The sequence below is a fragment of the Gemmata sp. SH-PL17 genome (assembly GCF_001610855.1).
In the GTDB taxonomy this organism is placed as follows: Bacteria; Planctomycetota; Planctomycetia; order Gemmatales; family Gemmataceae; genus Gemmata; species Gemmata massiliana.
Genome location: NZ_CP011271.1, coordinates 5,016,276 through 5,028,850, shown reverse-complemented (window position 1 = coordinate 5,028,850; position 12,575 = coordinate 5,016,276). Strand labels below are relative to the sequence as shown.

At 63.9% G+C, this 12,575-nt stretch carries 7 protein-coding genes; 4 read left to right on the top strand and 3 right to left on the bottom strand.

Translation table 11 applies throughout. The annotated features are described in order from the left end of the window. Positions 1 to 111: 111 nt before the first annotated feature. Entirely contained in the window at positions 112 to 1,338 is a 1,227-nt protein-coding gene (locus VT84_RS20745; protein WP_082840852.1) for a glycosyltransferase family 4 protein, read from the top strand. A 2-nt stretch (positions 1,339 to 1,340) separates the two neighbouring features. Here VT84_RS20745 and VT84_RS20740 read toward each other — a convergent pair whose 3' ends face one another. Continuing rightward, complete coding sequence (locus tag VT84_RS20740) at positions 1,341 to 6,764, bottom strand: neutral/alkaline non-lysosomal ceramidase N-terminal domain-containing protein (RefSeq protein ID WP_082840851.1); 5,424 nt, start codon at positions 6,762 to 6,764, stop codon at positions 1,341 to 1,343. A 217-nt stretch (positions 6,765 to 6,981) separates the two neighbouring features. On the opposite strand from VT84_RS20740, the gene VT84_RS20735 reads away from it, so the two are divergent. Then, complete coding sequence (locus VT84_RS20735; protein WP_082840850.1) at positions 6,982 to 8,085, top strand: acetylxylan esterase; 1,104 nt, start codon at positions 6,982 to 6,984, stop codon at positions 8,083 to 8,085. Between the two features lie 19 nt (positions 8,086 to 8,104). On the opposite strand, the gene VT84_RS20730 is transcribed toward VT84_RS20735, so the two are convergent. Continuing rightward, positions 8,105 to 8,515, bottom strand: a complete 411-nt coding sequence (locus VT84_RS20730) for a hypothetical protein (protein WP_052560808.1) — start codon at positions 8,513 to 8,515, stop codon at positions 8,105 to 8,107. A 24-nt stretch (positions 8,516 to 8,539) separates the two neighbouring features. Beyond that, positions 8,540 to 8,773, bottom strand: a complete 234-nt coding sequence (locus tag VT84_RS20725) for a hypothetical protein (RefSeq protein WP_204249612.1) — start codon at positions 8,771 to 8,773, stop codon at positions 8,540 to 8,542. 436 nt (positions 8,774 to 9,209) lie between these two features. On the opposite strand from VT84_RS20725, the gene VT84_RS20720 reads away from it, so the two are divergent. Together VT84_RS20720 and VT84_RS20715 are read left to right on the top strand one after the other, a co-directional pair. Then, positions 9,210 to 10,526, top strand: coding sequence for an FAD-dependent oxidoreductase (locus VT84_RS20720; protein WP_052560806.1), 1,317 nt, complete (start codon positions 9,210 to 9,212; stop codon positions 10,524 to 10,526). Positions 10,527 to 10,530: 4 nt separating this feature from the next. Further along, positions 10,531 to 12,489: a 2,3-oxidosqualene cyclase gene (locus VT84_RS20715; RefSeq protein WP_162271790.1), complete on the top strand. Its 1,959-nt coding sequence runs from the start codon at positions 10,531 to 10,533 to the stop codon at positions 12,487 to 12,489. Positions 12,490 to 12,575 lie beyond the last annotated feature (86 nt).

The window sequence follows — 12,575 nt, the reverse complement described above, 5'->3', positions numbered from 1 at the left end:
TTTCGTTCGCGATCGGGTCGCGCCGCAACGGTTGAACCGTGCGGGACATAGCTGCATTGTCGTAGTGACTCGCGCGGACCGCCTCGAGGCGTTACAATCCGGACGACCGATATGATGATTAACGTACCATCGACCCCGGACCTGGGCGGCGCGGGCTTCGCACCCGCCCCCGGGCCGCGCATCACATTCATCACGCATTACACGGAGCTGTACGGCGCCAATTGGTCGCTGGTGAACCTCATTCAGGGGCTCAGCAAGTACGGGGTTCGGGCGCACGTGATCTGTCCCGATCGAGGTGACCTACTGGACACGCTCGCTCAGCTCAGCGTGCCGACCGCGGTGCTCCCGTTCGAGTGGTGGGTTTCCACCAACCGCACACCGCAGGACGCCGCGACGCGAATCTACCGCAACGCAAAGAACCTGCGCCCGATCACCGCTCAGATGAGCCGCTGGAACACGGACCTGATTTACTCCAACTCGTCCGTATTCGCGATCGGGGCGATGGCCGCAACGGAACTCGGGCTGCCGCACGTCTGGCACATCCGCGAGTTCGGTAACCGGGATTACGACCTGTGGCCCGACTTCGGGTCACGCATGTTCCGGCTCGGGCTGCGGACCGCGGACGCCACGATCTTCGTGTCCAAGGCGTTACAACGAGCCACACTGCGCAAGACTCGCCTGAAGAACTCGCACGTGATCTACAACGGCGTGGCCGAAGAAGCGGTATTCGACGCGCGCCGGCGAGTGGCCGAGGGCGCACGAACCCGACACCAGCCGTTCACGTTCGTGCTCGTGGGCCGGTTCCGTGAGAGCAAGGGGCAGGCGATCGCGATCCGGGCGTTCAGCCAGATTGCGAGTCGTTTCCCCGATACGCGATTGTTGCTTGTAGGCGGCGCGGGCGGGACGGGCGACCAGGGCTACTTCGATCATTGCCGTGCGCTCGCGAGCGATCTGGTCGCCGCGAACCGGATCGAGTTCTGGGGGTTCGTGCCCGATCCGGAGCGGGCGTTCCTGGCCGCCGATTGTGCGCTGATGTGCTCGCGGAACGAAGCGATGGGCCGCGTGACCGCGGAGGCGATGTCCGCGTGCCGCCCGGTGATCGGCTACGACAGCGGGGGCACCAGCGAACTCATCGACCCGAACCGCACCGGTCTCTTGTATCGCGGTGACGCGGACGCGCTGGCCGAGTGCATGGCCCGCTACGTCGAGGCGCCGGAACTGGCCCGGGAACACGGCGATGCGGGCTGGCACACCGCGCGCCAGCGTCATTCGACGGAAGGCTACGCGGCGCAGATTTACGAAGTGCTCCGCGGGGTCGTCGCGGAGTACAAGCAGTAACGTTATCGTCCGTCGCCGACGAGCTTTGCGGCGCGGGTACGAACGGCCTGGTCCGGGTGTTCAAGAAGACCGGCGCGGTGCTCTTTCTCGACCCACTCCGGTTTCGCGGTTCCTTTTTCGATCGCGTCGAGAAGGGCCGCGGCGCGAGCGGGCGTCCGAAGCAGGCCGGTGATCGCCAGTTTGCGGTTCCCGGCCGTCAGATCGGGTAGCGCGTGGATCAGAAGCGCGGTGGCCTCGGTGCGGTCAACGTCCACAAGTCCGCTCACCGCACCTTGCTGAAGCTCCGCATGGGCGGATTTCGCGAGGTACTTGCGCAACCGCGGTTCGGCCGCCTTCCACTCGTCGAGAGCAACGACGCGGAGTGCATCGTACCGCGAACCGGTGGGGACTTTGTCGTCGTCGGCCATCGCGTGCGACAGCTTCAGGCACTCGGCCCAGCGGTTCGCCAGTTCCGTATCGGAGCGGATTAGCTCCGCGAGTCGTGCGGCGGGCCATTTTCCTTCGAGGCTCAGCCCGTTAATTACCCCACCGCCGAGAACGACGGCTTGCCAGTCGCGCAGAGCCTCGCCCTTCTTGGGAAAGGAGACATCGAGTAGGCCTGTGAGCACCTTGGCGTCGTTGGCCCGGCCCGCACCGATGGCCACGCGCCACACCCACGGGATTCGGCGGTACTCTTCCTTCGCGTCGTTTGCGGGAAGGCTCGCGACCATTGCCCGGATTACGTCTGGTGCGAGCGGAATCGCTTGTTTCACCAGTATTTCGCGCCGGTCGCGTGGTGTTGCGTCGTCGAGGATGAGTGCCGCGAGTTCTGCCGGTGACAGTGGCTTGTCGCTCGTCTCGGCGACCTTCGGCTTCGCTCCGGGAGGAACGAGATACAGCGTGCGCAGGTCAAGTAGCGCGTTCTTTACGGTCGCGTCGGCACGGAAGGTGATGCGCCCGGCGCCGGCGGGGAGTTTGATCGTGCCGAGCTTCACAAGGGCGTACTGGTCCCAGCCGCCGGTGGACGCGATCTTCCCGCGCAGGGCCGGTTCCGTGCCGTCGACCGCGAAGAGGTTGCCGGCCGAGTCGTTTGCGCAGGCGTAATCGAGGTACACGTCGAACTCGCGCGCTTTGTCGACTTTCACCTTCCACGCGACGAAGTCGGCGTCACGGTTCCAGTACCCGATGTTCTGGAAATCCGGCTCGAAGACGATCGCGTCGCCGTACACGAAGCACTTCGTCGCGGGTAGCGTCAGGGCGTTGTCGGAGACGGTAATTTCGGCCGGGGCGTTGCCCGCGAACACCTTGTGCGGTGGCTCGTTCGCGGTCAGGTACGCGATCAGGTCCGCCATGTCCTGCTTCGCAACGTCCTTTTCCAACCCTTCGGGCATGAGCGATTTCGAGGTGCCGCGCAGCTCCTGAATTTCGGACCGGAGGATCACGTCTTCTTTGGCTTGCTGACCGCGGAGTGTCACGCTCGTGGCCGTTTCGACCGCGAGGATGCCGCTCACCGTGCGCTCGTCCTTCGTCACGGCCTTGTATTCGGAGTAGCGCGAATCGAGGTTACGATTGGGATCGAGGATTTCGGAAAGCAGGTACAGTGGTGACTTGTTCGCGAGCGCGGCGAGGTCCGGGCCGACCGTGCTCCCGACGCCTTCGAGCACGTGGCACGCGGAACACGATTTCGCGAACACGGCCTTTCCGCGTGTCCGGTCGCCCTTCAGCGCGAGGGCCGATTTGTAATCGTCGATAATCTTCTGCCGGTCGGCATTGGTTCCGCCCGAGAACAACTTCTCCGCGCGCGAGCGGATCGCGGCGTCCGGTGAGTTGGCGAGTTGCTGGCGTCGGCTCGCGTCGACCTGCCCCGCGAGTACGGTCCCTTTTTCGATGGCACTGAGCAGTTCTGGGTGCCATGCAGGGCGGCTGAGGAGCGCGTCGAGTATGCGGGTCCGCAGGGCGGGCGTCGCGCTCTTCCACGCTGCGATGAGTGTGGCGGGCGTGGAGGCGTCCGACTTGCGTGTGAGTGCGGTGACCGCGGCCGACTGCACTGCGGCGGGGTGCGTCGCGGCGAGCAACTCGGCCAGGCGCTTCAGATCGTCGGCGCGTGTGGCCGGATCGCGTCCCAAGAGCGGCAGTGCGGCGAGCAAATCGGCTTCGAGGGCGTTCTCTTTCTCAACGACCTTCCGCGCGAACGCGATAACAGGGTCGATGGGCTTCCGAATCTCTGGATCGAGTTTGTCCCAGGTTTTCCCCTGTCGCTCCAGGGAATCGATCGCGCCAACGGTGGCTGCCAACTGCCACGGTTCAAACATGCCCCCTTTGGGCTTCGCAACGGTTTCGAGCAGTTGCGGGAGCGCTGATCCGTTGTCGAGGCCCGCGGCCGTGGCAAAGAGGTCGCGCACGAGTTGGGGGGACGAGAGCACTTTCATTCGCGCGAAGGCAGCGAGGTTGTCTTTATTCAGGTTGCTCACCACGGCCGCGAGCAGGAACGGATCATCGGAAGCACGTTGCAAAAGGAGTTCGAGAATGTACGGGTCGTCCACGGAGAGCGCGACTTGAAGTTGCGTGCTCGCGTCCGCGGTGAGGATTACTTCCGCGAGCCGCGTTCGGAGGCGGTCTTTGTTCGCAAATAAGCGATTCCCGAGACGTATGCTGGGTTGCTGAACGACCGGGTCTGAATCTCCGAGTGCGGTTACCAACAATTCCTGTTTCAGAACTCCCAACATGTCGAGTGTACATAGCGCCTGCATTCGCGCGAGGCCGGTCTTAGATTCGCGAACCATCTTCTCCAACGGTTCTTTCGCCTTTGCGTCGTCCTTCCAGATGAGCAACATCATTGCCACGTCGCGCTGCCACCCGTTCGGGCTGTCGAGGGCGGCGACCAGCCCCGCGGTGTCGAGTTTGTCGAGCCGTACCCAGGGACGTGGCGACGATTTTTCTGGCGCGATGCGGTAAATGCGGCCCAAACCTGCGCCGGCGCGAATGTCGATCTTGGCGAGGTCCGCAGGCGGTATCCAGCGCGGGTGCTCGATCAGGTAGCGGTACATGTCCGCAACGAACAAGCATCCGTCCGGACCGGTCGTGATGTGGACCGGTCGGAACCAGCCGTCTGTCGAAGCGAGGAACTCGCTATCGCTTTCGTCTTTGGCGCGCTCACCAACGAACGTGGAGCCGTTCGGCTTCAGGACGCGGCGCGTGACGAGGAGGTTGACCGGCTCGCACGTGAAGGAGTTGCCGTAATACTCCTGGCCCAAGAGGGTGTCGCGGTAAATGCCGAGGCCGCACGCCGCAGTGATCGTATTCGGCGGGCCGGACAGCGCGAATCGCTGGGCGTCCGATTTCAGCGAGAACAGTTTGTTCGTGGGGGCTACGTTCACCATCGCGTTCGGGTAACTGACAAACGGGTTCCGGCGCAGGTAGTGATCGTCGAGAACGTAGTGTCGGATCAGTGTGCTGTTGTCGCAGCCGAACCAGTTTCCGCGGTCGTCCCGGACGCGCCCTTGCTGCGTGCGCCCGGTCGCGGGTTCGAGTTCCCCTGTGTCCGGGCGGATGCGAAAGTCGCGGTCGCCTAGTGCGACCACTTTTTTCGTCAGCCCACAGGTGATGTTGCCACCAAAGAGACCGCACGAGCCGTACACCCAGCCACCGAGCCCGTACTGGAGGCTGTTCACGCGCCCCTGCTGGTTTTCGGTGCCGAACCCGCTGTAGAGCTTCGTGACTTTGTCAGCCTTGCCGTCGCCGTCCGTGTCTTCCGCGAACAGGATGTCGGGGGCGGCGCAGACGAGCACGCCCTTGCGCCACGGGAGCACACCCGTGGGGAGCGGAAGGTTGTCGAGGAACACCGTGCTCTTGTCGAAGACCCCGTCGCCGTTCGTGTCTTCGAGGAACACGATGCGCCCACCCGGTTCGAGCGGACTCTTACCACTCGGGTAGTCGGCCATTTCTGCGGCCCACAGCTTGCCGTCCGGCCCGAACGCGATCGCTACCGGGTCGGCGACGAGCGGCTCCGCGGCCACGAGTTCGACCTTCAGACCGGGCTTCGTTTTGATGAGGGAACGCGACTGTTGGGGCGAGAGCGGTTTCGTATCGCCGGTCTTCTTCGGATCGAATTTCGCCGCGAACGTTTTCCCGATTTGCTCCTTCACCGCGCTGACGATCTTGTCCTCCAACCCCGGCGCGAACGCGGCCGGCAGGTCGTAGTAGATCATCGCGCCGCCGCCCTCGTACCCGCCCTCCTTCAGCACGCGCTCGCTGGGGATGTAGCACGGGGCGTTGTTCGCGTAACCGGTCACCCACACGCGCTGGCCGTCGAGTTCCTTCTTCAACCGGAGCGGGTAATCGACCACCAACTCGCCGGGCAGGTGAACCATCGCGAGTGCTTCGCCGAACGCCCACGTTTGGACCGGGTACGTGATTTTCGTGGCGAGCTTTTCGCCCCGATCGAGTTTCGCGAGCGTGACGCGGGCGTGGTGCCCGATCGCGTCCATCCGCTTGGCCTTTTCTTGCCACTCCTTTTGTGTCGGGAGAGTTGCGAGCGGTAGTTCGATCGCAGTGACTTTCGCGGTGATCGCACCCGTTACAGGGGCCAGGAAGTTTTGTGACAGGCGCCGGACCTCGGTCGCGATATCGCGCCCCTGGGCGTTCGCGACGTCTTCTTTTGCCCCCGTTACCCCAGACGACGGGTTCTGGTCCGCGCCGCCACCGATGGCGACGAGGGCAACGGTGCCCTCGAAGTTGTCCTCGATTGCAGTGGCTGCGAACCCGGCCCAGTCGCCACCGATCTTATTGTGCGAGAGCGTGACGCAGTGACAGGCGTAGTCGAGGTAGGTGGCGCGGATCTTACCCTTCTCGTCTCGTGCGAACAGAACCGGGAGGTCGTGGTCGGTCGGGCCATTCTTCGTGCGGCGGTTCATCGCGAACCCGACTTTCCCAACGCCCCACTCCAGCTTCGCGGGTTTCATGTCCTTGAGTGCGGTGAGGGCCGCTTCTTCCAGCTTGTCGAGGAACACCGGTGTGTACTTATCGATGTTCGCTTGGTGCTCTTTCGGAATGGGGACGCCGAAGAGAGTGGGGTTGGCGCCCGTAATCATCGGGCCGGTGTGCGTGTGCGTCGCGGTAATCGCGAGCCGTTCCGGTTTGAGGCCCACTTTCTTCGCCAGGCGCTTCGCGACCTTGTCGAAGATGTCGGTCGGAATACCGAGAACGTCCACGGTCATGAGCACGACTGGTGCCTTGCCGTCGTCGATGGCGAGCGCCCGTGCGTGGATCTTGTGGTACGTGCCTTCCGACTCCGTGCGGCGGAAGCCGAACCCGTTGAGGCGGATCGCGTGGGCCGGGGTGATGTCGACTTTTGCCGTGCCGACCTTGTAGGGGAGCGGGTCTGCGGCGGGCGCGAACGTTGTGCCGAGAAACGTGACCAGGAGGCTGAAAGTGAATGCTGTGCGCATTGGGAGAGGTCTCCGCGAGGTGCCGGATTATCCCACAGGCCACACCGAGATGCGACCCAACTTCTCTGCTGGATGCGAATCGTGGTATGGCAGCGATTCGGGCTGCCGTGTTGCCTTGATGCGTGTGGCCTTTTGACATGCGACACGGACCTCTGGTCGCTACCATCAAACCCAAAGGCACACACTTCCACAGCCGGGCTTCGTGAGGAACTGTGACATGCGAACTTCGCGCTGGCTCCTCGTGGCGCTTGCGTCCCTCGTCTGCGCACCCGCACTGGCCGACGAACCGCCAGCGAAACTCGTTTCGTATTTCAAGCCGCCGAAGGAACTGGCCAACGATTTAGGTCGCTATCGTTCGCCGTTGAAGTTCGACGATGGCACCGACGTAAAAACTGCGGCCGACTGGAAGAAGCGCCGGGAAGAGATCCGCAAATACTGGCACGCGCAAATGGGTGAATGGCCCGCGCTGATTGAGAAACCGAAGGTCGAACTCGGTGCGAAGGAGGAGCGCGACGGCGTGACGCAGTACAAGCTCGCAATCGAAACCGCTCCCGGTCGCGTGGTCGAAGATGCGTACCTTCTCATGCCGGCGGGGAAGGGGCCGTTTCCCGCTGTGGTGGTCGTCTTTTACGAGGCCAACACCGCCATCGGAAGGGGGAAGACAGAGTTCCGGGACTTTGCCATTCAGCTCGCCAAGCGCGGGTTCGTCACACTGTCGCTCGGCGGCGACCCGAACACGTATTACCCCACTAAAGACAAGTGTCGGATTCAGCCGCTGTCGTTTCACGCTTACGAGGCCGCGAACTGTTACAACGCGCTCGTGAACATGCCGAACGTAGATCCGAAACGCATCGGTGTGCTGGGGCACTCTTACGGCGGCAAGTGGGCGATGTTCGCGGCGGCTCTGCACGACAAGTTCGCGTGCGGCGCGTGGTCCGATCCGGGCATCGTGTTTGACGAAGCGCGGAGCAACGTGAATTATTGGGAACCGTGGTATTTGGGTTTCGACCTTTCCCTGAAGGAACAGCGCAAACCGGGTATCCCGAACGAGAAGAACCCCCACACGGGATCGTACAAGAAATTGGTGGAAGACAAGCGCGACCTCACCGACCTGCACGCGCTACTGGCACCACGGCCGTTCCTTGTGTCCGGCGGCGCCGAAGACCCACCCGAGCGCTGGAAGGCGCTGAACCACAGTGTCGCGGTGAACAAGTTGCTGGGTGCCGAGAACCGTGTCGCGATGACCAACCGCAAGGAGCATTCGCCGAATGCGGAATCGAACGAACTGCTGTATGCGTTCTTCGAGTGGGCGCTGAAGTAGGGAAGGGCGGAACGTGCGATTACTCGCTCGGCGGGATCGCCTTTCTCATGATCTGCACCACTTCTCCGTACAAGCCTCCAGCGACGACATCGGGGGTATCGTGCTCGATCTCCACACTCTTTCCCAATTTGCTCGTCCACTTGTCCGATGAGAGCTGCCGAGCCGCGTGCGTGTACGTGAACCCGCCGGAGGAGTAGAGCGCGACTTTGAGGTAGCCGGGTTCGAGGCTCCAGTTCGTTCCACAATCCTCATACCCGAGCGAAAGGAACGCACGTTCCAGCGCTCCGATGCCGGAATCGTCGACCGGCCAATCCTGGGGGCTCCAGAAAACTCCGGGTTCCCACCAGTGCTCGGTATCTTCTGCCGCCCACGCGACGCAGTTGTAGCGTCGGTCCGCGGGACTCGTGTCCCGGTGGTTAGTCGCGGTCAATTGAGGGAAGTCGGGGTGGGTCCATCAGGAGATGTATCCCTTTTGGCAGCCCCATTCGATCCAGGCGCGGGCCGTTTCGTTCAGCTTCCCTTTGGCTTCTGGCGGGACGGGGCTTTCCTGGGTGATTGCCTCCAGTGCCCAGAACCAGTGGTCCGGTTCCCGCTGGAGTTCTTCCAATAGAAGCGGCACGGCCGGTTCACCCATCCCGATGATCTGCTGGTAGGAGCGGAGCATCGCCATTTGCGCGGTATTCGACATGTGAACCGACTCGTCTCTCCACCGTGAGGCGAGACGAGTGAACCGGTCGCGGAGAGGTGTGCTGGTGGTCGTTGGCATCGTTCGTTTCTTGCTCTGTGACGGTTCTGGGGCGGTGGCGCATCGAGTGCATTTGTGTTGGCGCAACTCGTACTCGTTCGCAACGACCGTGCCGCCGGTCCCGAAAGCGATCCGACCGGGCGTAACACGAATCCCTCTCACACATTAGCCTTTCCCACGTTCAACTGTGGGTAGTGTAAACATTTCAAGATGCGCCCCCCAAGTTACAATCCGCGCTGCGTCGGGGAGCTACACGTTCCCCTCTGGTTGAAGGGAGCGGAAACGAGGTTGGGATGGTCGCGGGCGCGGTTCCGTGCGATAACAGACCTGTGTCATTCGGACGATTCACTCAGCCCGTACCGCGGCCACGGCTGGTCTCATGCCTCATTCCGGTTCGGACGAACAACCGGTCTTCCCCGCGCTCCTGGACGCGGACGTGGCCATTGTCGGCGGCGGGCCGGTCGGGACCGCAACCGCACTCGCGTTTTCTCGGGCTGGCGCTCGCGTGTGTTTGGTCGATGCGCGCCCGCAAACCCATCGGCTCGGTGGCGAGTGGCTTCATCCAACCGGGGCGGGCATTCTCGCGGACCTGGGCGTTGACTTCGCACGCGATGCGATCCCGCACGCCTCGGGTCGCGGGTTCGCAATCTTCCCCAAAGACGGCGATCCCATCGTGTTACCGTATGTCGGCGGCGAGCGCGCGGTCGGGTGTCAGCACCACCTCATCGTCGAAGCGATTCAGAAGCGGCTCACGTGTGAACACAACGTGACCGTGCTTGCGGGGTGCCGGGTCACCGATGTCGCCCGGGGGCGGGTTACGGTCGCGACGCCGGATCGCAGGAGAACTATCGAGGTCGCGGCGGGGTTGGTCGTGGGTGCGGATGGCAGGCAATCCGTGGTGCGGCAAACGCTCGGGCACTCGGGCGGGAGCCAGCCCGTCTCGTACATGCTCGGCGTGCTGATCGACGCGGCCGCATTGCCGTTCACCGAATTCGGCAACGTGTTCCTCGGTGGTCCCGGTCCGGTGCTCGCGTTCCGGGTCGATGAGCACCAGGCGCGCGTCTGCTTCGACGTGCCCGCGGACCGCGTCGCGTGGGTGCGGAACCCGGCCGAATTGCTCGCCGCTTACCAGAATGCGCTTCCGCGAACTGTTCATGAAGCGTGCGCACGGGCGCTTGCAAGCGGTCCCCCGGCGGTCGCGGCGAACCAGTGGATGCGCCGGAAACAGTACGGGCGGAACGGGATGGCACTGGTGGGCGACGCGGTCGGTCACTGCCACCCGCTTTGTGCGGTCGGGATGTCGGTCGGGTTCCTTGATGCGGTCACTCTCGCGAAATCGCGCTCGGTTGAAGAATACGCTTCCGTTCGGCGCGCGCGCGGCCGCGTGCCCGAGTTGCTCTCGATGGGCCTTTACGATTTATTCGTGGGGGCGGACGCGGGGAGCACGGAGCTGCGTGAAGCCGTTTACCACACCTGGCGCTCGTCCGCGGCGGCCCGACACGACACCATGCGCCTGCTCGCTGTTCGGGAAACACGCCGGGCCGCGCTCAGCGTCACGTTCGCGCGCCTCCTGGTTGCTGCGTCGCGCCGGGTCGTCACCGAGGTCGGGCGCCGACCGCTGGCGTACACGTTCGGCGCCGTAGCGGGGTTCGCGGATTGGGCCGGCTGGTTCGCCCGCGAAGCCCTCACGAACTGATACCGTGAACGCCGTACCGCACGAACTTTCGACCGCTACCGAACGCGCCGCCGAGCACCTCCGCGCCCTACAGACTCTCGATGGGTACTGGGAAGGGGAGATGATTTGGTGCCCCGTCGTCACCGCGCAGGTGGCGATCACGCGGCACGTTGTGGGCCTCCCGTTTTCGGCCGAAGATACGGCCAAGATACTTACCCACTTCGAGCGCACACAAACTTCCGACGGGGCCTTCGGTCTGCACCTCGAACACTCCGGTTCGGTGTTCGTGACGAGCTTGGTCTACGTCGCGATGCGCTGTCTCGGTGTGAGTGCCGACCACCCGCTCGCCGTTCGCGCCCGGAACTGGCTGCACGCTCAGCCGGGCGGTATTCTGTCCGCACCGACGTGGGGGAAGTTCTGGCTCACGCTGCTCGGGCTCTACGGGCGCGACGGGCTTCGGCCGCTCGTGCCGGAACTCGCACTTCTGCCACGCGCATTCCCCGTTCACCCCATTCGTTTCTACTGCCATACGCGGTATGTCTACCTCGCGATGTCGCTCCTTCAGGGGAGCCACGCGCGGTTCGCGCTCGGTTCCCTCGGTGACGAACTCCGGCACGAACTCTACGGATCGGCCGGGCCGCCCGCGTCGTTCCGCGAGCACCGGTATCACCTCGCACCGAGCGACGCCTTCGAGCCGCCGAACTTGCTCATTCGCGCTGCGGAGCGGGTCATGGGGTGGTACGACCGGTTCCCGATCCGGCGGCTGCGTGAGAGCGCGCTGCAACGGTGCGCGCATCTGATCCAACTCGACCTCGACGTTTCCGATCGCCTCACACTCTCGCCAGTGAACGGCGTGCTAAACGTGCTCGCGCTGCACGCACGCGGAGCGGACCGGACGCTGATTGCGAAGTGCGTCGAGGGGTTCGAGGCCTACCGCTGGGACGATGCAGCCCGCGGCCTCCGCTACTCCGGTGGGCGCACTCGCGTGTGGGACACCGGGTTCGCCGTTGAATCGCTGCTCGCCGATCCCGGTGCGGTGCGTGCCAACCGTGACGCGCTCTTGCGCGCGTACCGCTTCTTGGCCGAACAGCAAGTTATGAAGCCCGTCGCGGGGCGCGACCCGATGTTCCCCGATCGCGCACTCGGCGGGTGGTGTTTGGGCGATTCGGCGCACTCGTGGCCGGTGAGCGATTGCACCGCGGAAGCACTGTCTGCGGTTCTAGGGATGCACGCGGCGCCGGAATTGGAACTCGACTCGCGCGAACGTATTTCAGACACGCGACTCGCGCTCGCGGCGGACTTTATCCTCTCGCGCCAGAACCCCGACGGCGGGTTCGGGTCTTACGAGCGCGCACGCAGCCCGCGCTGGCTCGAACGGCTGAACCCGTCGGAAATGTTCACGCGGTGCATGACGGACCAGTCGTACATCGAATGCACCGGATCGTGTTTAGTCGCTCTCTCGCGCTTCCGTGTGGCGGTCCCGCACCACGCCACAAACCGAATCGACCGCGCGATCCGGCGCGGCGCGCGATTCCTGCTCGGTCGCCAGCACTCGGGCGGTGCGTTCCCCGGCGCCTGGGGCGTGTACTTTACCTACGGCACGTTCCACGCAGTTCGCGGACTGCGTGCGGCCGGCTATGGGAGTAACCCCGCGCTTCAACGGGCCGCGGACTGGTTGATTCGTCATCAAAAGCCGGATGGCGGGTGGGGCGAACACTACACCAGTTGCTTGCGTCAGGAGTGTGTTGAACACCCCGAATCGCAGGCGACGATGACGAGTTGGGCTGTGCTCGCGCTGTGCGAAGTGGTCGGGGCTAAGCACACTGCTGTTTGCCGCGGGGTCGAGTGGCTTGCCGCGCACCGATCAGGAGCGGGTAGGCATCCACGCGAAGCCGTGAACGGCGTGTTCTTCGGCACGGCGATGCTCGACTACGACCTCTACCGCGAGTACTTCCCCGTGTGGGCACTCGCGGCTGCTCTCTAGCAAGAGTGTTTCACCGCAGAGGGCGCAGAGAGCGCGGAGCAAAGCAAAGGCAGGAAAGATCATTTCTCATTCGGCCTTTCTCCGCG